This window comes from Antrihabitans auranticaus (assembly GCF_016481275.1).
GTDB lineage: Bacteria > Actinomycetota > Actinomycetes > Mycobacteriales > Mycobacteriaceae > Antrihabitans.
In genome coordinates this window covers 1-25,127 of record NZ_JAEMNW010000004.1, presented here as the reverse complement: position 1 = coordinate 25,127, position 25,127 = coordinate 1, and the positions used below count along the sequence as shown (strand labels likewise).

General features: G+C 64.2%; 22 protein-coding genes and 1 rRNA gene. 12 read left to right on the top strand and 11 right to left on the bottom strand.

Annotation, left to right across the window (positions count from 1 at the left end; translation table 11 throughout):
* Window positions 1–2 precede the first annotated feature (2 nt).
* From JGU72_RS18195 to clpS, 4 genes are all read right to left on the bottom strand, one after another.
* Window positions 3–428: a M67 family metallopeptidase gene (locus tag JGU72_RS18195; RefSeq protein ID WP_199685434.1), complete on the bottom strand. Its 426-nt coding sequence runs from the start codon at window positions 426–428 to the stop codon at window positions 3–5.
* A gap of 4 nt (window positions 429–432) precedes the next feature.
* Entirely contained in the window at window positions 433–1,503 is a 1,071-nt protein-coding gene (locus tag JGU72_RS18190; protein ID WP_199685433.1) for a P1 family peptidase, read from the bottom strand.
* A gap of 107 nt (window positions 1,504–1,610) precedes the next feature.
* A complete protein-coding gene (gene aosR, locus JGU72_RS18185; protein WP_199685432.1) occupies window positions 1,611–2,180 on the bottom strand; it encodes an oxidative stress transcriptional regulator AosR in 570 nt (189 codons plus the stop codon).
* A gap of 29 nt (window positions 2,181–2,209) precedes the next feature.
* Window positions 2,210–2,542 (bottom strand): ATP-dependent Clp protease adapter ClpS, encoded by a 333-nt coding sequence (gene clpS, locus JGU72_RS18180; RefSeq protein WP_374101127.1) that lies wholly within the window; start codon window positions 2,540–2,542, stop codon window positions 2,210–2,212.
* Window positions 2,543–2,609: 67 nt separating this feature from the next.
* Between clpS and JGU72_RS18175 the strand changes: the two genes are divergently transcribed.
* The 6 genes from JGU72_RS18175 to JGU72_RS18150 all read left to right on the top strand — a co-directional run bounded on the left by JGU72_RS18175 (window position 2,610) and on the right by JGU72_RS18150 (window position 9,501).
* Complete coding sequence (locus JGU72_RS18175) at window positions 2,610–3,920, top strand: nicotinate phosphoribosyltransferase (protein ID WP_307828506.1); 1,311 nt, start codon at window positions 2,610–2,612, stop codon at window positions 3,918–3,920.
* 9 nt (window positions 3,921–3,929) lie between these two features.
* Complete coding sequence (locus JGU72_RS18170; protein WP_199685430.1) at window positions 3,930–4,502, top strand: isochorismatase family protein; 573 nt, start codon at window positions 3,930–3,932, stop codon at window positions 4,500–4,502.
* 379 nt (window positions 4,503–4,881) lie between these two features.
* Window positions 4,882–6,921, top strand: a complete 2,040-nt coding sequence (locus JGU72_RS18165; protein ID WP_199685429.1) for an ATP-dependent DNA helicase — start codon at window positions 4,882–4,884, stop codon at window positions 6,919–6,921.
* Window positions 6,922–7,100: 179 nt separating this feature from the next.
* Window positions 7,101–7,796 carry a methyltransferase domain-containing protein gene (locus tag JGU72_RS18160; protein ID WP_307828505.1) on the top strand — a complete coding sequence of 232 codons (696 nt, stop codon included), beginning with the start codon at window positions 7,101–7,103 and terminating at the stop codon, window positions 7,794–7,796.
* Between the two features lie 54 nt (window positions 7,797–7,850).
* Entirely contained in the window at window positions 7,851–8,831 is a 981-nt protein-coding gene (locus JGU72_RS18155) for a GlxA family transcriptional regulator (protein ID WP_199685428.1), read from the top strand.
* Window positions 8,832–8,850: 19 nt separating this feature from the next.
* Window positions 8,851–9,501: a DJ-1/PfpI family protein gene (locus JGU72_RS18150; RefSeq protein ID WP_199685427.1), complete on the top strand. Its 651-nt coding sequence runs from the start codon at window positions 8,851–8,853 to the stop codon at window positions 9,499–9,501.
* Window position 9,502: 1 nt separating this feature from the next.
* Here JGU72_RS18150 and glgP read toward each other — a convergent pair whose 3' ends face one another.
* Entirely contained in the window at window positions 9,503–12,088 is a 2,586-nt protein-coding gene (gene glgP, locus JGU72_RS18145; RefSeq protein ID WP_199686062.1) for an alpha-glucan family phosphorylase, read from the bottom strand.
* Window positions 12,089–12,210: 122 nt separating this feature from the next.
* Between glgP and JGU72_RS18140 the strand changes: the two genes are divergently transcribed.
* Window positions 12,211–14,214 carry an alpha-1,4-glucan--maltose-1-phosphate maltosyltransferase gene (locus JGU72_RS18140; protein ID WP_199685426.1) on the top strand — a complete coding sequence of 668 codons (2,004 nt, stop codon included), beginning with the start codon at window positions 12,211–12,213 and terminating at the stop codon, window positions 14,212–14,214.
* Between the two features lie 11 nt (window positions 14,215–14,225).
* Complete coding sequence (gene glgB / locus JGU72_RS18135; protein WP_374101138.1) at window positions 14,226–16,403, top strand: 1,4-alpha-glucan branching protein GlgB; 2,178 nt, start codon at window positions 14,226–14,228, stop codon at window positions 16,401–16,403.
* On the opposite strand, the gene JGU72_RS18130 is transcribed toward glgB, so the two are convergent.
* From JGU72_RS18130 to JGU72_RS18120, 3 genes are read right to left on the bottom strand one after another with little or no spacing between them, the layout of a single operon-like run.
* Window positions 16,404–17,324: a tetratricopeptide repeat protein gene (locus JGU72_RS18130; protein WP_199685424.1), complete on the bottom strand. Its 921-nt coding sequence runs from the start codon at window positions 17,322–17,324 to the stop codon at window positions 16,404–16,406. It abuts the gene before it with no gap.
* A 13-nt stretch (window positions 17,325–17,337) separates the two neighbouring features.
* Complete coding sequence (locus tag JGU72_RS18125) at window positions 17,338–17,691, bottom strand: DUF3817 domain-containing protein (RefSeq protein ID WP_199685423.1); 354 nt, start codon at window positions 17,689–17,691, stop codon at window positions 17,338–17,340.
* A gap of 3 nt (window positions 17,692–17,694) precedes the next feature.
* A complete protein-coding gene (locus JGU72_RS18120; RefSeq protein ID WP_199685422.1) occupies window positions 17,695–18,888 on the bottom strand; it encodes an acetyl-CoA C-acetyltransferase in 1,194 nt (397 codons plus the stop codon).
* Window positions 18,889–18,971: 83 nt separating this feature from the next.
* On the opposite strand from JGU72_RS18120, the gene mce reads away from it, so the two are divergent.
* Window positions 18,972–19,433: a methylmalonyl-CoA epimerase gene (gene mce, locus JGU72_RS18115; RefSeq protein WP_199685421.1), complete on the top strand. Its 462-nt coding sequence runs from the start codon at window positions 18,972–18,974 to the stop codon at window positions 19,431–19,433.
* Between the two features lie 93 nt (window positions 19,434–19,526).
* Complete coding sequence (locus JGU72_RS18110; RefSeq protein ID WP_199685420.1) at window positions 19,527–20,489, top strand: coiled-coil domain-containing protein; 963 nt, start codon at window positions 19,527–19,529, stop codon at window positions 20,487–20,489.
* Between the two features lie 2 nt (window positions 20,490–20,491).
* Here JGU72_RS18110 and JGU72_RS18105 read toward each other — a convergent pair whose 3' ends face one another.
* Entirely contained in the window at window positions 20,492–20,797 is a 306-nt protein-coding gene (locus JGU72_RS18105; RefSeq protein WP_199685419.1) for an ATP/GTP-binding protein, read from the bottom strand.
* Between the two features lie 17 nt (window positions 20,798–20,814).
* Window positions 20,815–21,486, bottom strand: coding sequence for an endonuclease NucS (gene nucS / locus JGU72_RS18100; protein ID WP_199685418.1), 672 nt, complete (start codon window positions 21,484–21,486; stop codon window positions 20,815–20,817).
* A 127-nt stretch (window positions 21,487–21,613) separates the two neighbouring features.
* On the opposite strand from nucS, the gene JGU72_RS18095 reads away from it, so the two are divergent.
* Together JGU72_RS18095 and JGU72_RS18090 are read left to right on the top strand one after the other, a co-directional pair.
* A complete protein-coding gene (locus tag JGU72_RS18095; protein ID WP_199685417.1) occupies window positions 21,614–23,158 on the top strand; it encodes an adenylate/guanylate cyclase domain-containing protein in 1,545 nt (514 codons plus the stop codon).
* A 33-nt stretch (window positions 23,159–23,191) separates the two neighbouring features.
* The gene (locus tag JGU72_RS18090; protein WP_199685416.1) at window positions 23,192–24,754 is read left to right on the top strand and encodes an adenylate/guanylate cyclase domain-containing protein; all 1,563 of its coding nucleotides are present in this window, start codon (window positions 23,192–23,194) and stop codon (window positions 24,752–24,754) included.
* 89 nt (window positions 24,755–24,843) lie between these two features.
* On the opposite strand, the gene rrf is transcribed toward JGU72_RS18090, so the two are convergent.
* Window positions 24,844–24,960: ribosomal RNA gene (gene rrf / locus JGU72_RS18085) — 5S ribosomal RNA — on the bottom strand.
* Between the last annotated feature and the right edge of the window lie 167 nt (window positions 24,961–25,127).

Genomic DNA, 25,127 nt, shown 5'->3' with positions numbered 1-25,127 from the left:
AATTACTTGGTGACGGAATAGCTCGCGACGATCTCGATCGGCTCCTCGGTGACGACGCCGTCGACAATCCGATAGCTACGCAATTCATGGGCTTGCGGGTCGCGGGTCGAGACGAGCACGTAGTGCGCGTCCGGCTCCGATGCATACGAAATGTCTGTTCGGCTCGGGTACGCCTCGGTCGCGGTGTGTGAGTGATAGACCACTATCGGCGCCTCGTCGGCATCGTCCATTTGCCGCCACAATTTGAGCTGCTCGCCCGAGTCGAATCGATAGAAGGTCGGCGAGCGTTCGGCGTTCATCATGGCGACGAACCGCTCCGGCCGATCCGACCCCTCAGGCCCGGCGATGATGCCGCACGCCTCGTCCGGATGGTCGGCACGGGCATGCGCAACCATCGCATCGACGAGGTCTGCTCTGATCACCAGCAACTGCTCACCCTTTCGGTAGGAACGCCGACGACAACAGCTCACGATAAGCGGGTATTCCCGCGACCGAACCAGCGGCAAGGATTGCGCCGACGATCGCGCGCTCCACACAGACCGCAACCGCCTCACAGACGACATCGGTGATCGGCAACTCCGAGGCGAATGCGGCAGGCAGCGGCACAGCCGGTTCGGGGAGCTCGAATTTGCCCGTGGCCAGGGCAAACATCGTGTCGCCGTCGAGTGGCGAATGTGCGGGCCGAATGGCGCGGGCCAGCCCGTCGTGCGCTGCAATGCCCATTCGTTTACAGGCTGACGCACTGAGCGCGGCGTCGGTGGCAACGAGCCCGATCGTCGTATTGAGCGTTGTCTGTTTCGGTCCCAGCGCGTTCGCCGCCTCCAGTTGCTCCCGCGAGGCCGGCCGCAGACCCCAAAATTCCGGACCGTCGCCGGCGACACCCCACGGCAGACCGGTCCGCGGATCGAATATCGAACCGACCGGATTCGCCACGACGATCGCGCCGACCGTCACACCAGGCGCAACAGTGCCCTCTAGGACGACGCTTGCGGTACCGACTCCGCCCTTGAGTTGACCGGCGCGCGCGCCGACCCCGGCGCCGACCGACCCCACCGCGAACGCAGTGCCTGCCGACTGCGCAGCCCGGTAGCCGAACTCGGCGGTCGGGCGGGTCGCCCAGTCGCCGACCGGCAGGTCGAATATCCCCGCGGCCGGGACGATCGGAACGACGTGCCCGAGTTCATCCATCGGAATGCCTTCGCCATGCTCCTCGAGCCAGCGCATCACACCGTCTGCCGCGGCGAGTCCGTACGCGCTGCCCGCGGTCAGGAGGACCGCGTGAATCTGCTGGACCGAGTTGCTCGGGTCGAGCAGATCGGTTTCCCGCGTCGCCGGTCCCCCACCTCGCACATCGACGGAAGCCGTCGCTCCACCGGGAACTCGAATGACGGTGCACCCCGACGCCGCCCCTGATCCGAGAGTCGCATCGTCGTCGAGTACATGATCATGTCCGACGAGCACTCCCGCTACATCGGTGAGCGAATTTTGCCGACCCGGCTTCATGCGGATCCTCTCGATATGTTGCGGCAGAACACGATTCAATTCTCGACGATGCGGCTGTGGATCTCTGATCATCGCGGTCGATACGGCCGCGGATTCGACGTGGACCGCTAGGGCGACAGTGCCTGAATCAGCGAATCCTGCATCCATGTCAGCCAGTGATAGACATCCAGATGCGGACCACGCGGGTCGTCCGGTTCGAGGTGGTCGGGGGTGTCGGCGTCGATTCCAAGGGTCGTCCCCAATGCCAGCCGGACGTCGTTCAGCCCAGCCAGCCACGCGTCGGCCTGCTCCTGCGTGAGCACGATTCGACCACCGCTCTCGGGCAGGGTTCGAAGAATGACCGAGCCGGCTGCCAACTTGGCGTCGATGATCTCCGGCTCGTGCAAGCTCCGTAGCGCGCCGTTGACGTCGGCGCGATCGGCATTCTCGGTCTCGGGTTCGGTTTTGTGGAAGTCGGGCAGCAGGCGCGCCAATGCAGCGTCGTCCGGGGGCGTGTTGTTTCCGACACGAAGACCGGTCAGCGCCGCCAGATCGTCGTCGGGCGCGGAATCTGCGCGCTCTTTCAGCAGCCCCAGCACCGATCCGACGAGCGAGCGGAGTACAGCAGCCTCCCGCGCATCCATTTCCGACCGCAGCTTGAGACCGCCCAGCGAGTTCTTTCGGCTCCACGTCCGCACGTTGGGTACCTGTTGATCCTTACTCTCGACTAGCTGTCGCGTTGCATCGTGGCCCACAGTCCGGCCGCATGCAGCCGTTGCACGTCGTGCTCCATCTTGTCGCGCGAGCCCGACGAAACGACTGCCTTGCCATCCTGGTGCACCTTCAGCATCAGTTCGGTTGCTTTGGCTTTGCTGTAGCCGAACAGCTTCTGAAAGATATAGGTGACGTAGTGCATCAGGTTGACCGGGTCGTCCCACACAACCGTGACCCAGGGACGGTCCTCGGACTCGATGACCTCTTCGACCTCGGCCGTCTCCGGAGTGGCCTGTGGTGCCGCCGAGAGCGTCGCTATCGGGGTTGGTGTCATGCACAGAACCATGTTTCAAGGGTACGTCGGGGCGGGCGAACGACACCAGCAGTACACGATCTACTCGTAAAGTGGTCCCGTGGTAAAGGATTCCGGAGCTAGCACTGCCCTGCTCACTGACCAGTACGAGCTGACGATGCTCGCCGCTGCACTCGCGGACGGGTCGGCACAGCGCCGGTGCACGTTCGAGGTCTTCGCTCGGCGGCTTCCCGACGGCCGCCGGTTCGGTGTCGTGGCGGGAACGGCACGCCTCCTCGACGCCCTCGCGCGGTTCCGATTCGGGGAACCCGAGCTCGCGGTTGTCGGCCGATTTCTCGACGACCGCACCCTCGACTGGTTGCGCAACTATCGATTCTCGGGCGATATTCGGGGGTATCGGGAAGGCGAGCTGTACTTCCCCAATTCGCCCGTCCTGACCGTTCAGGGCACGTTTGCCGAATGTGTGCTGCTCGAAACAATCGCGTTGTCGATCTTCAACCACGACTGCGCGATCGCGTCTGCTGCCGCGCGCATGGTCAGCGCGGCCGACGGCCGCACGATCATCGAGATGGGCTCTCGTCGGACCCACGAAGCCGCGGCGCCGGCAAGTTCGCGTGCCGCGTACCTCGCCGGATTCTCTGCGACCTCGAATCTCGAGGCTGTGCGCGAATACGGGATCCCCGGGACAGGTACGAGCGCACACGCGTTCGTACTTCTCCACGGCGACCAGGACGGACCGAACGAGGCCGCGGCGTTCCGGAGCCAGATCGATGTGCTCGGCGTCGGGACCACACTGCTCGTGGACACCTTCGACATCACCGAGGGAGTGCGGACCGCGATCGGGGTCGCGGGCACCGAATTGGGCGGCGTACGTATCGATTCCGGCGATCTCGGCGTGCTTGCTCGGCAGGTCAGAAAGCAGCTCGACGAACTCGGCGCAACTCGAACGAAGATCGTGTTCTCGGGCGACCTCGACGAGTACGCCATCGCGGCGTTGCGCGGCGAGCCCGTCGATGCGTACGGCGTCGGTACCTCGCTCGTGACCGGTTCCGGCGCTCCGACCGCCGGCATGGTTTACAAGTTGGTGGAGGTCGACGGGCTGCCGGTTGCAAAGCGCAGCACCCACAAGGAGTCGCGGGGCGGAACCAAGCGTGCGATTCGACTGCTTCGCTCGTCCGGCACGGTCGTCGAGGAGGTCATCTACCGCGACGGCCGGCAACGGCCGGACACGGGCGAATACGACGTTCGCGAGCTGCAAATTCCGCTGGTGAACGAGGGCGAGGTTCTGCCCGACTTGCCGAGCTTGACCGACAGCCGTGAACTGGTACGGCAGGGACTCGTCAGCTTGCCCTGGGAAGGGCTCAAACTTTCGCGCGGCGACGCTGCGATCCCGACCACGTTCGTCGATTAGGAGATAACGATGGCGACTGCGCTGATCATCGTCGATGTCCAGAACGATTTCTGCGAAGGCGGCTCGCTGGCTGTCGCAGGAGGCACCGCCGTCGCGAAAGCGATCACGGAGCGACTTGCCGGCGATGTCGACTACGCGGCGATCGTCGCAACCAGGGACTACCACGTCGATCCCGGAGCCCATTTTTCGGAGGATCCCAATTTCGTCGATACCTGGCCTGTGCACTGCAAGGTCGGCACACCGGGAGCAGACTTCCACCCGAACTTCGATACGTCTCGTATCGAGGAAGTCTTCTCCAAGGGCGCGTACTCGGCGGCCTACTCCGGCTTCGAGGGAACATCTACCAGCGGCGACTCGTTGGTTGCGTGGTTGCGTGCCCGCCAGATCGACTCCGTCGACATCGTCGGAATCGCGACCGACCACTGCGTTCGCGCGACTGCCGTGGACGCCGCGGCCTCGGGCTTCGACACGCGAGTACTGCTGGACCTCACTGCAGGTGTGTCGCCGGCAACCACTGCCGTGGCCCTCGAACAGATGCACTCTGCCGGCGTCGGCCTGTCGGGCGAGGTTCTCGGGGGCTGACGCCGCCGAAGGCCCGAACATCGTCGTCCACCGCGCGTGAATCGAAGCCGTTGAGGCGGTAGCAATGTTCCAGAGCGTCTTGTACCTGCGCTTTGGGCCAGACGTTGAGGACCACGCTGTCGCCGTAGGCAGTGCTGTTGCGCAACTCCCACCGTGCACCGTTCGCGAACCGGACCGTGAAGCCACCCCGCGGAACGAATGCCAGAATCCTTGCAGCCATCGCAACTCAGCGCCTTTCGATTCGGGCCCGCTTTCTGCCTGCCGGGCCGTGCGCAGAACATTTGCACGAGGCACCGACAAGTTCTGTCCGCCGTTGCATTTCGGCGGCTACCCGGTGCGGCCGGATGCCTTTGACAGACGGTGGGGCTAACCTGCAGCGGTGTCCGAACTTCCATCAGTCCCCGAACTGCTCGCCGTTGCGGTGCAGTCGCTCGGTGGTGCGGAACGGGCGAACCAGCTCACGATGGCCTCGGCCGTGGCGAATGCAATCGACACGAGCGAACACCTCGCTGTGCAAGCGGGCACGGGCACTGGAAAGTCCCTCGCGTATCTGGTACCCAGCATCCGGCATGCGGTCCAGTCCGGACGTACGGTCGTCGTCTCGACCGCGACCATCGCACTGCAGAGGCAGCTCGTCGAACGCGATCTGCCCCGCCTGTCCGCGGCGCTCGAGCCTTCGCTCGGCCGCAAAACAGAGTTTGCAATCCTCAAGGGCCGCAACAATTATTTGTGCCTGAACAAGATCAATAGTTCGGTGCAGGAACCGCCGGACGATCAGCTCTTCGATGCCTTCGCCGTGTCCCGAATGGGACGCGAAGTGCAGCGCCTCAACAAGTGGGCCTCCGACACGGAAACCGGCGATCGCGACGAGGTCGTTCCCGGCGTGACGGACCGCTCGTGGCGGCAGGTGAGCGTGACGTCGCGTGAGTGCCTCGGCAAGTCGAGGTGCCCGTCCGGTGAGGACTGCTTCGCCGAGAAGGCTCGCATGAAGTCCGCGCAGGCCGACGTCGTCGTGACGAACCACGCGCTGTTGGCGATCGACGCCATCACCGGCATCCAGGTGCTGCCCGAGCACGACGTCGTGGTTATCGACGAGGCGCACGAGCTCGTCGACCGCGTCACGTCGGTCGCGACCGCCGAGCTCAGCGAGGCGGCGATCAGCATCGCCGCCCGCCGCTGCACGAAGTTGATCGAGGAGCAGGACGTCGACCGGCTCGACGGCGCCGCCGAGGCATGGGGCGGGGTGCTCGAGGAACTGAACGCGAGCCGGTGGGACGTCATGCCGAACGGCGCGGCAGCGGCTCTCGCGCTCGTCCGTGACTCGGCGTGGAATGTCCGCACTGCCCTCGCTCCGTCGCGGCCCGGGATGGCGGCGAGCGATCCCGACGCTGCCGCCGCGCGAAATGCGGCGCTGGCAGCGATCGACGAAGTCCACGACAATGCCGTGCGCGCGCTGACCGCATTCGACGAACCGGATCCGTCCAAGCGCCGGGACGTCGTGTGGCTCGCCGTCGAAGACCAGAAGGGCAGCGCGAAGCGAGTGTTGCGCATGGCCCCGCTGTCGGTCGGCGGCCTGTTGCGGGCGCGGTTGTTCGCCGAGTCCACAGTGGTCCTCACGTCGGCGACGCTGCAGGTGGGCGGCTCGTTCGACGGGCTGGCGATCAACTGGGGCCTGCCGCCGCAATCCGCTGCGCGAAGCGATACGGCGATGGCCTCGGGAGCCGAACCACCCACCGACGAGACCAAGATCAGGTGGAGTTCACTCGACGTCGGTTCGCCCTTCGACCATGCACGGTCGGGAATTCTGTACGTCGCCAAACACCTTCCGGCGCCTGGGCGCGACGGTCTGGTCCCGTCGTATCTCGACGAAATCGAGCAGCTGATCACCGCCGCCGGTGGGCGCACCCTCGGCCTCTTCTCGTCGATGCGCGCCGCAAAGGCAGCTTCGGAAGCGCTCCGCGAGCGCTTGGATACGCCAGTGCTCTGCCAGGGCGACGATTCGACTGGCGCCTTGGTCACCAAGTTCGCCGAGGACGAGGCGACGTCACTGTTCGGCACGCTGTCGTTGTGGCAGGGCGTCGATGTGCCCGGCCGGTCGTTGAGCCTGGTGATCCTGGATCGAATTCCCTTCCCCCGTCCCGACGATCCTCTGCTCGTAGCGAGACAACGAGCTATCGAGTCACGCGGTGGAAACGGCTTCATGGCTGTCGCGGCCAACCACGCCGCATTGCTACTGGCGCAGGGCACCGGCCGACTGCTCCGCAGCGTCGACGATCGCGGCGTCGTCGCCATTCTCGACTCACGCCTCGCGACCGCCCGGTACGGCGGATACCTGCGGGCGTCTTTGCCTCCGTATTGGGAAACATCGGATCCCGCAGTGGTACGCAACGCGCTCAAGAGGCTTGCGTCCGCAGGCTGAGCTCGCTTACCGACTTTGGGGGCAGCCGTGTGGTTCTTCGGCCTCACTTACGCGACGTCGTGGTGCCTCGTACCGATCGGAACCTTCATACCGACAGGCACATTGATCGCTGCGTTGATCGGTGGCAGAGGAACCCTCCTTTCGCGGCTTCGCCCAGCCCGCTGGTCCAGACTTAGACCGTGAGTTACGGACAAGAATCCACGAGTGTCGGCGAATATCTCGTCACCGCACGATCGTTCGCCGAGTACCAGGCAATGTTCGCCCTCGACGACGAACTCACCGGGACCATTCTCGACTGTCCCGGTGGCGCTTCGAGTTTCACTGCGGAGGCCACTCGGCGCGGCGCCCGCGTGACGGCTGTCGATCCGGTCTACACAACCCCCGCCACCGAACTGACACGTCACATCCTCGCAGAGACAGAGCGTGGAACAGCATGGACGACAGCGACATCGAGCCGCTACGTGTGGGACTTCTACGGTAGTCCGGACGGTCACAGCGCCATGCGCCGTGCGGCGGCTCACCAGTTCGCGCACGATTTGGTTGGCCATCCGGAGCGTTACGTGGCGGGACAGTTGCCGTCGCTGCCCTTCGAAGCGGGGGAATTCGATATCGTGCTCAGCTCGCACCTCTTGTTCACCTACGCAGATCGGCTCGATTTCGCGTTCCACACGTCCGCGATCGCGGAATTGCTCCGCGTGACGCGCGGCGAGGTTCGCGTGTTCCCGTTGGCAGATCAAGCCGGCGCTCCGCAGCCCGACCTCGTCGACCACGTTCGCCGGGCACTTGCGGCTGCGGGCGCCACGACACAACTCCGCACCGTCAGTTTCGAGTTCCAGCGCGGAGTCTCCGAGATGCTCGTCGTCCGTCATGGCTGAAAACGTCATATAGTCGTCATTGCAGCCACACGCCCGACGCCGGATGATCGATCCATGGATCGCATTCGAACCGTCGTTTTCGTCGTCTACGACGACATACAACTCCTCGACTTCGCCGGTCCTGTCGACGTCCTGACCAGTGTCGACAACCTCCGCGGCAAAATTACCTACCGGAAAGTCATCGCCTCGGCGACCGGTCGGCGGATCCGCGCACTCGGCGGAATCGACATCGGCGTCGACGGTTCCCTCGCGGCAATTGCCCGGGACAACTCGGAAATCGACACACTTGTCGTCGTCGGTGGATTCGGCGCCTTCGCGGCGGCTGCCGACCAGCGCATGGTCGTCGGTGTTCGAGCGCTTGCCAGTCGGGCGCGCCGAATTGCGTCGGTGTGCAGCGGCGCGGAAGTTCTCGCGGCGGCGGGGTTGCTCGACGGCTATCGCGCGACGACGCACTGGAGCTGGTGCGACCAGCTCGCGGATCGCTATCCGGAGGTCGCCGTCGAGCCCGATCAGATCTATGTGCGCGACCGAAATCGCTGGACCTCCGCCGGCGTGACAGCCGGGATCGACCTTGCGCTCGCGTTCGTCGAGGACGACTTCACGATCGAACTCGCGCACGCGATTGCGCGCTGGCTCGTAGTCTTCGCGCGCAGGCCCGGCGGGCAATCGCAGTTCAGTGCGCAGCTGCGCAGCCATCCTGCACGGACCCCTGCCGTTCGTGCTGTCCAGCAGTGGATTCCGGACAACCTGGATGCCGACCTGAACGTTGTTGCGCTTGCTCAGCGGGCCGGAATGAGCGAACGCAACTTTGCCCGTGTCTTCCGCGCCGAAACAGGCGAAACTCCGGCGTATTACGTCGAGAGCCTTCGAGTCGAGGCGGCGCGTCGACTACTAGAAACGACCGAGCTGACAATTGCCGCCATCGCGAAGTCGGTCGGCTTCAAACACGCCGAGACGCTACATCGAGCCATGTCCCGTCGGCTCGCAACAACCCCGGACCGATACCGCCAGCACTTCGCTACCAAAGCGTCGTGACCTACCGAAAGGAATCCCGATGCAAGCCGCCATCGCTCTCTACCCAGGCTTCACGCCGCTCGACGCAATCGGCCCCTACCAGGTGCTGGTGAACGTGCCTGGCGCGGAAGTCGTGTTCTGCGCTGCTCGCCGAGGGACTGTTCCGGACGAGCACAATCTCATCCACTTCGCGGTCGAGCATACTTTCGACGAGGTCCGGACGCCCGACGTCATCGTCGTGCCCGGTGCGCCGAATGCACGCAAACTGGCCCGCGGCGGCGATCCGATCGTCGATTGGATCCGCGCGGTCCATCCGTCGACTACCTACACGACGTCGGTCTGCACGGGATCGTTGTTGCTGGGCGCCGCCGGTTTGCTCGACGGGCTCGGCGCGACAACACATTGGGCGTCCTACGACGAACTTCGTACCTACGGCGCATGTTCCACCGAGCAGAGAGTGGTCACGCAGGGCAAGATCATCACGGCCGCCGGGGTGTCTTCGGGCATCGACATGGCGTTGTCCCTGGTCGCTGCCATGTACGGAGACCTTGTGGCGCAGGCGATTCAGCTCGGTATCGAATACGATCCGCAGCCGCCCTTCGACTCCGGTGCGCCGTCAAAGGCAACGCCGGACGTCCGATCGCTCGTCCTGACGCGAATGGAGTATCTCTGGGAACACGCGACAGTGTGACTCAAAGATTAGGCGCTGCAACCAATCCCAACTCTGCGTCGCTTGCGAGCAGCTCATGCCGGGGCAACACGCGGACCGTGTAACCAACCGCCCCCGAAAGTGGTACGGGCGTTTCCGTTGCGAACACCTCGCCCGTAGGTTCGGAACCCACGTGCTGCATCGCCACGGTCGATACCTCCGACAGGTCGTCGGAGGCGGACACCCGACCCAGGACTGCTTGGACGGTCACGTCCTTCGGCGACAACCCGCCGAGCTGCACGTACGCCCGCAGTGACAGGCTGGCGCCGATCACCGGAGTGTCGGGCAGGCCGGCGGCGTCGACCTGCGTCACCCGCACCGACGGCCACGCGGACTCGACGCGACTTCTGAAGTCCGCCACCGCTCGAGCACCGGAGAAGCCGTCCGCCAACGCCTTTCGCGATGCTTGGGCCGCAGGCGTGTAGTACTCGACCGCATAGTCGCGGACCATCCGGGAGGCCAGCACCTGGGGCCCCAGACTCTGCAGAGTGTGCCGAACCATCTCGACCCAGCGCGCTGGAATCGCGTCGGCGCCACGATCGTAGAAGCGCGGTAACACCGACTTCTCCAGCAAGTCGTACAACGCACTTGCCTCGAGATCGTCGCGCCGCGTCTCGTCCGTGACGCCGTCGGCAGTCGGTATGGCCCAACCATTTTCGCCGTCGTACATCTCGTCCCACCAGCCGTCGCGGATGGAGAGATTGAGCCCGCCGTTGAGCGCGGACTTCATTCCGGAGGTGCCGCAGGCTTCCAACGGACGCAGCGGATTGTTCAGCCAGACATCGCATCCCCAGTAGAGGAACCGTGCCATCGACATGTCGTAGTCCGGCAGGAAGACGATCCGGTGGCGGACGTCCTCGGCGTCCGCGAACCGAACGACCTGCTGTATCAGTCCCTTTCCGCCATCGTCGGCGGGATGACTCTTGCCCGCGACGACGAGTTGCACGGGTCGATCCGGATTCAGCAGCAGTGCGCGGAGTCGCTCCGGATCGCGAAGCATCAGGGTCAACCGCTTGTAAGTAGGAACGCGTCGCGCGAATCCGACTGTCAGCACGTCGGGATCGAAAACGGTCTTCGTCCAACTCAATTCGGCTTCCGACGCGCCTCGTTCCAGCCAAGACGCGTGCACCCGTCGCCGGACCTCTGCAACCAGCTTGCCGCGCAGCAGGTTTCGCGTGGACCAGAGGTCGGCGGCGTCGATATTCTGCAGGCGCTCCCAGCCGCGGGCTTCCTCGACCAGGTCCGGCCCGACCAGTTCGCGAGCCTTCTGCATCCACTCGCGTGCTGCCCACGTCGGCGCGTGCACACCGTTCGTAATCGAGCCGATCGGCACCTCGGCCGAATCGAACCCGGGCCAGAGGGCGGCGAACATGTCGCGGCTGACCTCGCCGTGCAGCTTCGATACGCCGTTGGCTCGCTCGCCCAGCCGAAGTCCCATGTGCGCCATGTTGAATACCGTCGGATCGGCTTCTCGGCCGAGTGCGACAATCCGCTCCACCGAGATCCCCGGCAGCAGAGTCGAGTCGTGCTCGCCGTTGCCGCCGAAGTAGTGGCGGACGAGGTCGGCCGGGAATCTGTCGATGCCGGCGGGTACCGGCGTGTGCGTCGTGAACACGGTTCCGGCGCGCACAGCGGCGAGGGCCGTATCGAAATCCAGGCCCGCACCGGAGATGAACTCGCGGATCCGCTCGACGCCGAGGAAACCGGCGTGACCCTCGTTTGTGTGAAACACGTCGGGATCGGGCAACCCCTGGGCATGAGTAAACGCCCGCACCGCGCGAACTCCTCCGATACCAGCAAGAATTTCCTGCTTGATCCTGTGGTCCTGGTCGCCGCCGTAAAGGCGATCGGTGACGCCCCTCATCTCGGGGTCGTTCTCCGCGATGTCGGAGTCGAGCAGAAGCAGAGGTACGCGACCGACCTGCGCAATCCATACGCGCGCCCGCAACACCCGATTCCCAGGCATAGCAACGTGAATCAACACAGGCGAAGCTTCGTCACCTTCGGTGAACTGGCGCAGCGGCAAACCTTGCGGATCCAGCGCGGGATAGTGCTCGGCCTGCCAGCCGTCGGCCGTCAGCGACTGACGAAAGTATCCGGAGCGGTACAGGAGGCCGACGCCGATCAACGGGAGCCCAAGATCGGAGGCTGCCTTCAGATGATCGCCGGCGAGAATTCCGAGCCCGCCGGAGTAGTTCGGCAACACCTCGGTGACGCCGAACTCCATGGAGAAGTAGCCGATTCCCGCAGGCAGATCGGCACCGCTCTCCAATTGGCGCTGATACCACTGGGGTCGAGTCAGGTAGTTCTCCAGGTCGGCCGCCGCGGCGTCGAGCCTGCCGAGGAACTCGGCATCGCCGGCGAGTTCGTCCAGTCGGCCGGCGCGCACCTCCCCCAGTATTCGAACGGGGTCGTGGCCGAACTTGAGCCACAGCCCAGGGTCGATTTCTTCGAAGAGATCCTGCGTCGGCGGATGCCACGACCAACGCAAATTCGTCGACAAAGGCCCGAGCGCAGCCAAGCGCTGGGGCAAATGAGCACGGACGGTGAACCGACGCAACGCCTTCACCCCGCGAAGACTACCGGTCATCGGCCTTCGCCACATTCTCTCCGCAGTCTGCTCGCCCGGTTCTCCCGACTCGACTACGGTTGGGGAAGGTCGTCATGCGCAACGTCGAACGGAGCAGCCCGGTGACAGGTCGGATCGCCATCGACGATATCGCTCCCGAGATCGCCGGCGGGCGAGCGGCGAAAGCCGTAGTGGGCGAGGTCTTTCCAGTGCGAGCCGTGGTCTGGCGGGAAGGCCATGACGCCGTATCGGCGACACTGGCCGTTCGCGAGCCCGGTGCGACGAAGTCGACTCGGGTTCGCATGAGCCCGGACTACCAGCCCGATGTCTTCAACGGTGTGTTCACTCCGACTACCGAGGGCTCGTGGACCTACCGGGTCGAGGCGTGGAGCGATCCGATCACGACGTGGCGCTCCGGGCTGGAAGCGAAGCTCGCTGTGGGCCAATCGGCCACGGACCTCGCCAACGAACTCGAAATCGGCGCCACACTTTTCGAGCGGGCCGCAAAGGAGACCCCGCCTTCGGAGCGCACGCGCCTGCGCACCGCCGCGACCGCGTTGCGCAGCGAAGGACAGCTGCCCGCTCGCGTGGCCCCGGCGTTCAGCGTCGAGGTCGCAGAGCTACTCCGGATGTATCCGCTTCGAGAACTCGTCACGCGCGGCGGTTGGCGAACCGTGCGGGTCGAGCGTAAGCGTGCGTTGTTCGGGTCCTGGTACGAACTCTTTCCCAGGTCGACCGGAGGCTGGGACGACGCCGGCAAACCGGTGCACGGCACCTTTGCGACGGCTGCGAAAAACCTACCTCGCATCGCCGCAATGGGTTTCGACGTCGTCTACCTTCCGCCGATCCACCCTGTCGGCAAGATCAACCGCAAAGGTCCCAACAACACGCTCACGCCCGGACCCGAGGATGTCGGTTCGCCGTGGGCGATCGGCTCGGACGAGGGCGGCCACGACGCGATCCACCCGCTTCTCGGTACCGAGAAGGATTTCGAGGCGTTCGTTGCACGAGCGCAGGAGCTGAAAATGGAGGTTGCCCTCGATTTGGCGCTGCAGTGCGCGCCGGACCATCCTTGGGCAGCAGCGCACCCGGAGTGGTTCACCGTCTTGCCGGACGGCACCATCGCCTTCGCGGAGAATCCGCCGAAGAAGTATCAGGACATCTATCCGGTGAACTTCGACAACGACCCGGCCGGGATCTACGCGGAGGTCCTTCGCGTCGTGCGGCACTGGATTTCGTTGGGGGTGAGGATCTTTCGTGTCGACAATCCGCACACCAAGCCACCGGACTTCTGGGAATGGCTGATCGCCCAGGTGCACACCACCGACCCGGACGTCATCTTCCTTGCCGAAGCATTCACCCGACCGGCGAGGCTGTACGGCCTGGCCCGCCGCGGTTTCGCGCAGTCCTACACATACTTCACGTGGCGAACGGCAAGCTGGGAGCTGACCGAATTCGGCAACGAGATCGCCGCGAAGGCCGACGAGGCGCGGCCGAACCTCTTCGTCAACACTCCGGACATCCTGCACGAGAGCCTGCAGCACGGCGGTCCGGGAATGTTCGCCCTGCGCGCCGCGCTCGCCGCGACGATGGGTCCGTCGTGGGGCGTCTACTCCGGCTACGAGCTGTACGAGCACGAAGCAGTTCGACCAGGCTCCGAGGAATACCTCGATTCGGAGAAGTACCAGTTGCGACCGCGTGCCTTCAGTGAAGCCAAAGCACGGGGCGAGTCGCTCGAACCGTGGATCACCCGCCTGAACGAAATTCGCCGTGCGCACCCGGCGCTGCAGCAGCTACGCAATATTCATTTTCACCACATCGACAACGAGGCGTTGATCGCGTACTCAAAGGTCGACGCCGGTACCGGCGACGCTGTGCTGACCGTGGTCAACCTCAACCCGCACGGTGCGGAAGAAGGCACGATCTGGCTCGACATGCCCGCAATTGGGCGTGACTGGCACGACCATTTCGCGGTCACTGACGAGGTCAGCGGCGAGCAGTACCAGTGGGGGCAGGCGAATTTCGTCCGGCTCGAGCCATGGCGTTCGGTCGCACACATACTCGCGCTGCCGCTCGTCTCATATCCGGCTCGTATCGACCTCTCGTACCGAAAGTCGTTCTCGTGACCAAGTCAAAGATTGCCGCGCCCAGCAAGAAAGATCTCAAGCAGCTTGCCGAGGGGGTACACAGAAATCCGCATTCGGTCCTGGGTGCACACCCCGACGGGAAGGGCACGATCATTCGGGCGCTGCGTCCGCATGCGATAGAGGTCAAGGCCCGAATCGGCGGCGTCGACTACCCGATGGCGCACGTCGAGAACGGCGTGTTCAGCGTTCGGGTACCGATCGGCGATCTCATGGACTATCGCCTTGTTGCCAGCTACGACGGGGGCAACACGGTCGTCACTGCCGACGGATATCGATTCCTGCCGACACTCGGGGAGATCGACCTGCATCTCTTCGGCGAGGGCAGGCATGAGCGTCTGTGGGAAATTCTCGGTGCGCACGAACGGTCGTACACGACGCCCGACGGCGAAGTCACCGGGACGTCCTTCGCGGTCTGGGCCCCCGGCGCGCGCGGCGTGACGCTGATCGGCGGCTTCGATGGTTGGAGCGGCAATTCGGCGCCGATGCGGGCGTTGAACAACGGAGTATGGGAACTCTTCGTGCCCGGAATCGGCGCCGGCGAGCTGTACAAATACCGCATTCACGGGCGTGACGGCTCCGTCCGCGACAAAGCCGACCCGATGGCAACACAGACCGAACTGCCGCCGGCGACAGGCTCCGTGGTCTCGACCAGCAACTTCGAATGGACCGATGCCGAATGGCTCGAGGCCCGCGCAGGTGTCGAACCGAGCCAAGCTCCGATGAGCGTGTACGAGGTTCACCTCGGTTCCTGGCGACCCGGTCTCGACTATCGCGAGCTGGCGGAACAGCTGACCGCCTACGTTGTCGAAGCGGGCTTCACACACATCGAGCTGCTACCGGTCGCCGAGCATCCCTTCGGCGGATCGTGGGGCTACCAAGTCACGTCGTACTACGCGCCTACCGCACGGTTCGGTACGCCCGACGACTTCCGCGCGTTCGTCGACCGCATGCACGAGAACAACATCGGCGTGATCGTCGACTGGGTTCCCGCGCACTTTCCCAAGGACGAGTGGGCTCTCGCCCGCTTCGACGGCGGACCGCTGTACGAACACAGTGACCCGACGCGCGGTGAGCAGTTGGATTGGGGCACCTACGTCTTCGACTTCGGGCGCAGCGAGGTACGCAACTTCCTGGTCGCAAACGCCCTGTACTGGATCGACGAATTTCACATCGACGGCCTGCGGGTCGATGCGGTTGCCTCGATGCTCTATCTCGACTATTCACGGCCCGTCGGTGGCTGGACCCCGAACATTCACGGTGGCCGGGAAAACCTGGAGGCCGTCGGATTCCTCCAGGAAATGAACGCGACCGTCCACAAGCTGCATCGTGGCGTTGTGACTATCGCTGAGGAGTCGACGGCGTGGCCCGGCGTCACACGGTCGACGAATGTCGGCGGTCTCGGGTTCAACATGAAATGGAACATGGGGTGGATGCACGACACGCTGGGCTTCCTCGGTCACGACCCAGTGCATCGCTCCTATCACCATCACGAGATCACGTTCTCCCTCATGTACGCCTGGAGCGAGAACTACCTGCTGCCGATCAGCCATGACGAAGTCGTGCACGGCAAAGGCACCCTGTGGACCCGAATGCCGGGCGACGACTTCGCCAAGGCAGCCGGCGTCCGAGCGCTCGTTGCGTACATGTGGGCGCATCCCGGCAAGCAGCTGCTGTTCATGGGCCAGGAATTCGGCCAGCGCACCGAATGGTCCGAGGAGCGGGGCCTCGACTGGTACCAACTCGACGAGGACTACACCGGCCCACTCCGCCGGGGTATCTTCCGCGCGGTCTGCGACCTCAACGCGGTCTATCGGGCGGAGCCTGCGCTCTGGACCCAGGACACTTCGCCCGGTGGCTACTCCTGGATCGACGCCAACGACAACGAGAACAACGTCCTCAGCTTCCTGCGTTTCGGATCGGACGGTTCGGTTGTCGCATGCCTCTACAACTTCTCAGGCGCGGTCCACGGCGAATACCGAGTCGGGCTACCCGCTGCGGGTCGATGGAAGGAAATTCTCAACACCGATGCGACGGCATACGGCGGTTCGGGGGTCGGCAACCTCGGAGCCGTGCAGGCGACCGAGCCGGGCTGGCACGGCCGCGCGGCATCTGCGCAGGTTGCCCTCCCCGCGAACAGTGCGATCTGGCTGAAATTCAAGGCCGAGTAGTCAGTACAGCGCGAGCGCCAGCTTGCGGCGCGCCGCCACAACTACTGGCTCCGCGGGATCGAACAGCTCGAAGAGTTCGAGCAGCCGAGTCCGCAAACGGGTCCGGTCGTCACCCGCAGTCCGCTTGATCGCGTCGATCAGCCGTCCGAACGCAGCTTCGGGCTGCTGATCGAACATCTCGGCGTCCGCGGCTTCGAGCTGCAGATCGATGTTCGACCTGTCGGCGTTCGCCTGCTCGACCACGTTAGGGGCGAGCGCCTCGGCCCGCCCGAGGAACGCGACGTGCCGCAGCGCGGTTTTTGCCTCGGTGTTACCCGGCTCCGCGGCAAGAATGGCCTCGTACGCCGCAACGGCGCCTTCGAGATCGCCGTCTTCGAGAGCCTGCTCAGCCGCGGTGAAACGCGGGTCCTCCGCAGCGGGTTGCTCGGCAGCGCCCGATAGCTTGCCCTCGACGGCACGCAGGATCGCGCTGATCCACTCGCGCAGCTGCGGCTCGGGCTGCGGACCCTGCAAGTCGGCAAGCGGCTGCCCCGCAGCGACCGCGACGATGGTCGGAATCGACTGCACGCCGAATGCCTGCGCGATCCGCATGTTCGAATCGACGTCGACCTTCGCGAGGACCCAGGTGCCGTTGTCCTCGGCAGCCAATCGCGCGAAGGTTTCGGTGAGCGCGAGGCTCGGTTCACTACGCGCAGACGCCAAGGCGACGACGACCGGAACCTGCATCGACCGCTGCAGAACCTCTGCTTCGAAGTTCGCTTCGGTGACGACTACGACGTTCGCGGTCGCAGCACCGGACGGTGCCCCGGGCTTTGCTTGCGCACGTTCTTTCAACGCCGAAAGATCCACGGCGCCTGCGAGTGAGGCAGCTAGCGCGGGAGCAGGTCGGCGGGCTCCGGCGCGAGAACTTGGTCGAGTCACGGAATTCAGTTTGTCACGACTCGACGAGGACCGGTTCGGCCGCCGACAGTTCGGCCAATCGACCCGTCCGGACTGCCCAGACTTCGAAAACCAGGGTGCCGAACGGCGGAATGCTCGATACGACCGCCAACGCAGTTGTGCGGAGATCCCAGGACAGCACACGTGCCGTGAGAAGCGAGATCGCGACGAAGGCGATGAAGACCACACCGTGGATCGGGCCGAAAATTTTCACGCCGATCTCGTTGCCGGGATCCGGGATGTACTTGAACGCCATGCCGATGAGCAGTCCGAGCCACGTGAAGGCCTCGAGAACCGCCACGAAGCGGAATCTCTTGGCGGTTGTGCTCAGGTCGAAGATCTGTCCCACGAATCAGCCTTTCGGAACGCGAATGATGAGTGCATCGCCCTGACCGCCGCCGCCGCACAGTGCTGCTGCACCGATGCCGCCGCCGCGACGCTTCAATTCCAGAGCGAGATGAAGTGCAATACGTGCACCCGACATGCCGAGCGGGTGGCCGATCGCGATCGCGCCGCCGTTGACGTTCACCTTTTCCGGATCGATGCCCAGTTCACGGGTGGACGCGATACCCACGGCGGCGAAAGCCTCGTTGATCTCGATGACGTCGAGATCGGTCGGCGAGATGCCCTCGCGGTCGCATGCTTTCGCGATTGCTCGCGCAGGCTGCGATTGGAGGGTCGAATCGGGTCCCGCGACCTGGCCGTGTGCGCCGATCTCGGCGAGCCACTCGAGACCGAGTTCTTCCGCCTTCGCCTTGCTCATGACGACGACAGCGGCGGCGCCGTCGGAGATCTGTGACGCCGACCCTGCGGTGACGGTGCCGTCCTTGCTGAACGCCGGCCGGAGCTTGCCCAGCGACTCGACGGTCGTATCGGCGCGGATGCCCTCGTCTGTGGCGAAAATCACCGGGTCACCCTTGCGCTGCGGGATCGAAACCGGGACGACCTCGTCGTCGAAGACCCCGTTCTTCCACGCGACCGCGGCTCGCTGGTGCGACGCCGCAGCGAACGCATCCTGGTCCGCACGGCTGATCGGTGACGCGTCGGTGGCGTTGCGCTGTTCGGTCAGGTTGCCCATCGCCTGGTCGGTGAAGATGTCGTAGAGGCCGTCGTAGGCCATGTGGTCCTTCATGGTCACGTCGCCGTACTTGAAGCCTGTGCGGCTCTTCTCCAGCATGTGGGGAGCCTGCGACATCGATTCCTGGCCGCCGGCCACGACGATGTCGAACTCACCTGCACGAATCAGCTGGTCAGCGAGCCCGATCGCGTTGACTCCGGACAGGCAGACCTTGTTCACCGTCACTGCAGGCACATCCATCGGGATGCCACCCGCGACCGCCGCCTGCCGCGCGGGGATCTGGCCCGCGCCGGCAGTCAGCACCTGACCCATGATCACGTACTCGACCTGTTCGGGCGCGACACCGGCCTTTTCCAGCGCTGCCTTGATGGCGACTCCACCCAGCTCTGCCCCGGTGAAGTCCTTCAGGCCACCGAGAAGCCTGCCGACCGGTGTGCGTGCACCCGCGACAATGACCGAACTGGACACGATTGCCTCCGAAATCGAACGGTGCCGGGTTACCCTGACAAACCCGGCGAGACCACGCTCCACGTTAGCGCTACCGTCTTGGTATGACGAAACCCGCTTTGACAACGCTGTCGTCAGACTTGGTGACAGCTATCGACCACGTCGGAATCGCAGTCCCCGACCTCGACGCCGCCGTCGCGTGGTACGCAGAAAACCTGGGCATGGTCGAGACGCACCGCGAGGTCAACGAGAAGCAGGGCGTCCACGAAGCGATGCTGTCGGTTCCCGGCAACGAGTCCGGCACCGCGGTCCAGCTGCTCGCACCACTCAACGACGAGTCCACAATCGCCAAATTCATCAGCCGCAGCGGACCGGGCCTGCAGCAACTTGCCTACCGCGTCTCCGATCTCGACGCCGTCTCTGCCGAGCTCCGCGCAAAAGGTGTCCGATTGTTATACGCCGAGGCTGGCCGTGGAACGGCAGGTTCCCGTATTAATTTCATTCATCCCAAGGACGCGGGTGGAGTTCTGATCGAGCTTGTCGAGCCGAGCAGCGATTCACACTGAGCGCCACTAACCTTCGTGGTGAGGCACGTTAGATCCCTCACTGCGCACGTGCGACGCAGGCATACCGAGCAGTCCGGAGAGTAGGTTTACAGGATGGCCAACGAGCACGACAGGCATGGCGCCACTCTTCCTTTCACCGTCACACGCAGGGGATTCGACCGCGACGAGGTGCGGAACTACTTCGAGCGATTCGACGCCGAACTGCGCGTGACCGCAACCGATCGTGACGCCGCCGCGGCGCAGGCGCGCAACCTCGCCAGTCAGCTCGAACGCGCTCGCGACGAGATCGACGAGCTACGTCGCGACATCGATCGGCTGTCGGTCCCGCCGACGACCGCAGAGGGCATGAGCGACCGCATTTCGCGCATGTTGCGCCTCGCATCGGACGAGGCGTCCGAACAACGCGCGAAGGCCGAGGCAGACGCGGCGGAGATTCGCTCGATCGCAGAGCAGGAAGCGTCTCGGCTGCGGGCCAAGCACGAGGGAATGCTCGCCGAACTCGAGGAGCGCAGAAGCGCATTGGAGATCGAGTTCGAGCAGACGATGGCGAGCGCGCGGACGGAATCGGCGAAGATCATCGAAGCGGCCCAGGCCGAAGCGAGCAGGTTGGGCGCAGAGTCCGAGGCCAAGCGCCGCTCGGTCCAGGAAGACTTCGAGATCACGATGAGCGAGCGGCGCACCAAGGTCACTCGTGCAGTCGAGGAGCTCGAGCGTTCGAGCAAGCAGGAGGCTGCGCAGCGCCTCAAGGACGCGACCGAAGAGGCCGCGCGACGGCTGCAATCGGCAACCCAGCAAGCCGAACGCAAGATCGCGCACGCGAAGGAACTCGCCGAGGAGCTACGCGTGCTGCGCGGCCGGGTGCTCGCGCAATTGCTTGGAGTCCGTGGGCAATTGGATTCCGTTCCCGCGATGCTCGCGACGGTCAATCGCGAAAGCGAACTGCTCGACGCCGGAACGGACAAGGCAACGCCCGCCGCTCCTGAGGCCGACGCCGAGACTGCAGAGCTGGAGCAAGAGACCAAAAAAGGCAAAGAGAACGCCAAAGTCGGCAGCTGACCTCAGGACCACCGGCGCGTAACGCCGCGGGTTTGCCGGCCCGACCAGCACCCCGTGTGCCAGTGCCGCCGGTCCTGCACACCGCCGATTTCGTTGACTGGCCAGGCAACGACATGTGCGACGCCCGGTGCGATCTCGTGATCGCAACCGGGGCACCGGTAGGCCTTGGTTGCGCGGGACCCCGGAACCTGCCTCACGATATGGTCGTTGTCGCCGAACCCGCTGGGCCCCAACTCGATACGGGCCGTGGAGTCGCTGCGCAACGGTCGCTCGGCGGGCTGCGCGCGCTGTGGTTTGCGGCGGGGCATCAAACAAGTCTAGACGGTCAGAACAGCCGGAACTCGGTGCTCTCGGTGCCGCGCAGGGCATCGTAATCCAGGGTCAGACAACGAATTCCACGGTCGACCGCCAATGTTCGTGCTTGCGGCTTGATCTGCTGAGCTGCGAATACTCCGCTCACCGGCGCGAGCAGGGGGTCTCGGTTGAGGAGTTCGAGGTATCGGGTGAGCTGCTCGACTCCGTCGATGTCACCACGTCGCTTGATCTCCACAGCCACACTCGCACCGTCCGCGTTCCGGCACAGAATGTCCACCGGTCCGATCGCGGTGGGAAACTCACGCCGGACAAGTGTGTATCCGTCTCCGAGGGTGTTGATGTGTTCGGCGAGCAATTCCTGCAGGTGTGCCTCGACACCGTCCTTGATCAAACCGGGATCCACACCTAGTTCATGCGACGAATCGTGCTCGACGTCGTGCAGCGTGATGCGAAGTTCTTCACCGGCTTTGTTGGTGACGACCCATACTCGCTTGCCGTCCTCGTCTCGCTCCTCGAGCCAACACGGCGGACTCATCCAGTTGAGCGGCTTGTAGGACCCGCCGTCGGAATGCACGAGAACCGATCCGTCGGCCTTGATCAAGAGAAGCCGGCGCGCAGGCGCAAGCCTCGCAGTCAGCCTTCCGACATAGTCAACTTCGCACTGGGCGATCACAAGACGCACCGGCCCACCCTACAGAACCGGCCCCACGACGCCCCGCCGTGGCGTGCGTGCCGAGAAAGCCACCGATACCAACAGATTTCGATACTTCGGCGAAGAATCTGCTTATCCTCGAACGACCATGTGGCAAATGTTGCGAGCGCGACAACGAACTCAGGCCCCACTGGGTTCACCGATATTGGGATCGCACACCCAAGATCCACTCCAGCTGCGCTGGCGCATCCAGATCTTGGGCTCTGCCCTGCTACTCGGTGCCAACATCTTCGCGCTGGCCATCGCGATCGCAGTTGCAGTCGCAATTCCAGGACCAATCCTGATCGACCCGAAATTCAACCGAGTCAACTTCGTTCTCTTTCCCACGTATATCGCGGCCATCGCCCTGGTGTGTCTCGTCGGGGCGACTCTGCTCGGATTGCGCTGGCTCGAATGGGCAATCGAGGGTCGCCGACCGACACTCCGCGAACAGCTCAGCGCGCTCGGCCTGCCGTGGCGCATAACGATGGTGACCGCTGCAGCATGGACTGCGGGCACTGCGATCTATGCGTATTCGATTGGGGAGGTCGACCGATCCGCAACCCCGAAGGCAGCTCTGACCGGGGCATTCGTCGGTTCGGCGGCGACAGCGCTGACGTACTTGCTCGCGGAGTTCATCTTCCGGCCGATCGCGGCACGGGCAATGGAGCACGGTGATCCAAGGCAGATCAGGTACGCGGGTGTCACCCGGCGGATGATCCTCGTGTGGCTGCTGGGAAGCGCTCTACCTGCGACAGCCCTGATCATCATCGCGGTCTTCTACTTCACCCGGCCAGTCGACGCCACGCAGCTCGCGTCCACGATGGTGGTGCTCGGGGGGATCATTCTCGTGTTCGGGGTGCTCCTGACCACTCTCGGCGCGCAGGCGACGGTCTCACCGATCAAATCGGTGATCCAGGGCATGCGCGCCATCGAGAGTGACGAGGAGGACGCTCACGTCGTCGTCTACGACGGCACCGAACTGGGCGAACTACAAGCCGGGTTCAATCGGATGGCCGACGGGCTCAGGGAGAGGGAGCGGATCCGCGAACTGTTCGGTCGGCACGTCGGCCGCGAGGTCGCCGAAGCGGCAATGCGGCAGAACCCTGAACTGGGCGGCGAGGAACGCAGCGTCGCTGTCTTTTTCATCGACATCGTCGGATCGACATCGCTGGCATTCACCCGGCCCCCGAAGGAGGTTGTCGCGCTCCTCAACCGATTCTTCGACGTCGTCGTCGACGAGGTCGACCGGAACGGGGGACTCATCAACAAGTTCGAGGGCGATGCCGCGCTCGCGATCTTCGGTGCGCCGGTCGACCTGGTCGATGCCGCAGGCCAAGCGCTCACAGCAGCCCGAACCATCCGTCGCCGCCTTATCGCCGAATTACCCGAGTGCGAGGCAGCAATAGGCGTTGCGTTCGGCATCGCAGTCGCGGGCAATATCGGCGCGCGCAAGCGCTTCGAATACACCGTCATCGGCGATCCGATCAACGAAGCAGCGCGACTGTGCGAACTGGCCAAGACGGTTCCCAGCATGCTCCTGGCATCTGGCCCGACGCTCGAGGATGCCAACCCAGCAGAAGCGACGTTCTGGCGGCACGGTGACTGCGTGACCTTGCGCGGGCGGGATGCTCCAACTCAGTTGGTTGTCCCCGCTGATTGACACGCGCCGCGCAGGCGCGGCCGATACCCTCGAATGACGATGCCTCGTTCTCGACTTGCGCGACGCAGAGCGGCGACCCCGCTCGGTTCGGCGTTGCTCGGATCACCTGACGATTCGCCAGGAATTCAGCGCGTTCGCGTGCAGATGCTCGCCACAATTCTTCTGCTGGTGACCAATGCCGTCGGTGCTTGTATCGTCGCCGCTCTCGTCTCGGTCGTCATACCGGGGCCGAATATCCTGGCGACAAAGTTCGCGCTCGTAAATTTCATCGTTGCACCTGTCTACGTCGCGACAGCATTTCTCGTCGGCGGCACATGGGCAACGAAAACGGCAGTCCGGAAACTGAATTGGGCAATCGAGGACAGGCAGCCGACCAGAGCGGAACAGCTGGATGCGCTGTTGATGCCGTGGCGCTTGACCGCGATAGAAGCACTGCTGTGGACGGTCGGCGCGATCGTCCTGACCACCGCGGTCGGCTTCGTAGAGACCCGGGCGATTCCAAAGGTCGCCTTCACCATCGCATTCGCCGGTGCGATGGTCTGCGCGTTCAGCTACATACTGTGCGAATTCGCGATGCGCCCGATTGCGGCAAAGGCACTCGAACACGGCGAACCGCCGCGAACCGGGGTAGCCGGCATGACCGGGCGCGCGGTGCTCGCATGGATTCTCGGCACGGCTGTTCCAGTCACTGGTTTGATGACGATCGCGATCTTCAGCTTTCTTCATTACGCGTCGCCGAATCAGCTCGCAGTCTCTATCCTCGCCATCGGCGGTTTGACCATCATCTTCGGATTCATGCTGGCCATGCTCGGAACGCGGGCCACCGTAGATCCGATCAGGTCTGTCATCCACGGGATGGCGAAGATCGAGCGCGACGAGCCGGAATCTCACGTTGTCGTATTCGACGGCACCGAGGTCGGCGAACTCCAGATGGGCTTCAACCGCATGCTGGACGGTCTCGAGGAGCGGGAACGTATTCGGGACCTGTTCGGCCGTCATGTGGGTCAAGACGTCGCTGAAGCGGCACTACGCCGTAATCCCGGGCTTGGCGGTGCCGAGTTGACTGTGGCCGTCTTCTTCATCGACATCATTGGCTCGACAGCAATTGCGTCGTCGCGGCCGCCGCAGGAGGTCGTCACCCTGCTCAATCAATTCTTCGACATCGTTGTCGACGAGGTCGACAAGCATGGCGGATTCATCAACAAGTTCGAGGGCGATGGCGCGCTCGCGATCTTCGGTGCGCCGGCCGAACTGTCCGACCCTGCCGGCAATGCACTCGCCTCGGCTCGGGCGATTCGCCGAAGACTGGAATCCGAGATCGACGACTGCGACGCCGCCGTCGGTGTTGCCTATGGCACCGCGGTCGCTGGAAACATCGGCGCGCGTAGACGTTTCGAATACACGGTCATCGGTGATCCGGTCAACGAGGCTGCCAGACTGTGCGATCTCGCGAAGACCGACGGCTCCCTCGCATTGGCGTCCTACGACGCCGTCAGTGCAGCCGGCCCGGATGAGGCGAAGCACTGGGTAGTCGAAGACGAAGTAACCCTGCGTGGCCGGTCTGCGCCGACGCGGCTCGCACGTCCAAAACACTGACGCCATCAACTCTGAGTCAGCAGAACAATCAGTCCAGAAACGCCGAAAGGCCCCCAACATTGTTGGGGGCCTTCGGTTTATCAAATTATGTTCGGCGGTGTCCTACTCTCCCACACCCTGGCGGGTGCAGTACCATCGGCGCTGGAGGGCTTAGCTTCCGGGTTCGGGATGGGTCCGGGCGTTTCCCCTCCGCTATGGCCGCCGTAACTCTGTGAAACCACACGGTGGATCAACGGGTGGGTTGATCCGATTCAACGTGTGTGTTGTTTCAGATACTGCACAGTGGACGCGTAGCTTCTTTGTTGGTAAGTCCTCGGCCGATTAGTACCAGTCACCTGCACCCATTACTGGGCTTCCAGTTCTGGCCTATCAA

Coding starts and splice junctions, on each gene's coding strand:
- mce (WP_199685421.1), top strand. CDS start 18,972: ATGACGAAACCCGCTTTGACAACGCTGTCGTCAGACTTGGTGACAGCT.
- JGU72_RS18105 (WP_199685419.1), bottom strand. CDS start 20,797: ATGCCCCGCCGCAAACCACAGCGCGCGCAGCCCGCCGAGCGACCGTTG.
- JGU72_RS18170 (WP_199685430.1), top strand. CDS start 3,930: ATGGCGACTGCGCTGATCATCGTCGATGTCCAGAACGATTTCTGCGAA.
- clpS (WP_374101127.1), bottom strand. CDS start 2,542: ATGGTTCTGTGCATGACACCAACCCCGATAGCGACGCTCTCGGCGGCA.
- JGU72_RS18190 (WP_199685433.1), bottom strand. CDS start 1,503: ATGAAGCCGGGTCGGCAAAATTCGCTCACCGATGTAGCGGGAGTGCTC.
- JGU72_RS18095 (WP_199685417.1), top strand. CDS start 21,614: ATGTTGCGAGCGCGACAACGAACTCAGGCCCCACTGGGTTCACCGATA.
- JGU72_RS18110 (WP_199685420.1), top strand. CDS start 19,527: ATGGCCAACGAGCACGACAGGCATGGCGCCACTCTTCCTTTCACCGTC.
- JGU72_RS18090 (WP_199685416.1), top strand. CDS start 23,192: ATGACGATGCCTCGTTCTCGACTTGCGCGACGCAGAGCGGCGACCCCG.
- JGU72_RS18150 (WP_199685427.1), top strand. CDS start 8,851: ATGCAAGCCGCCATCGCTCTCTACCCAGGCTTCACGCCGCTCGACGCA.
- JGU72_RS18155 (WP_199685428.1), top strand. CDS start 7,851: ATGGATCGCATTCGAACCGTCGTTTTCGTCGTCTACGACGACATACAA.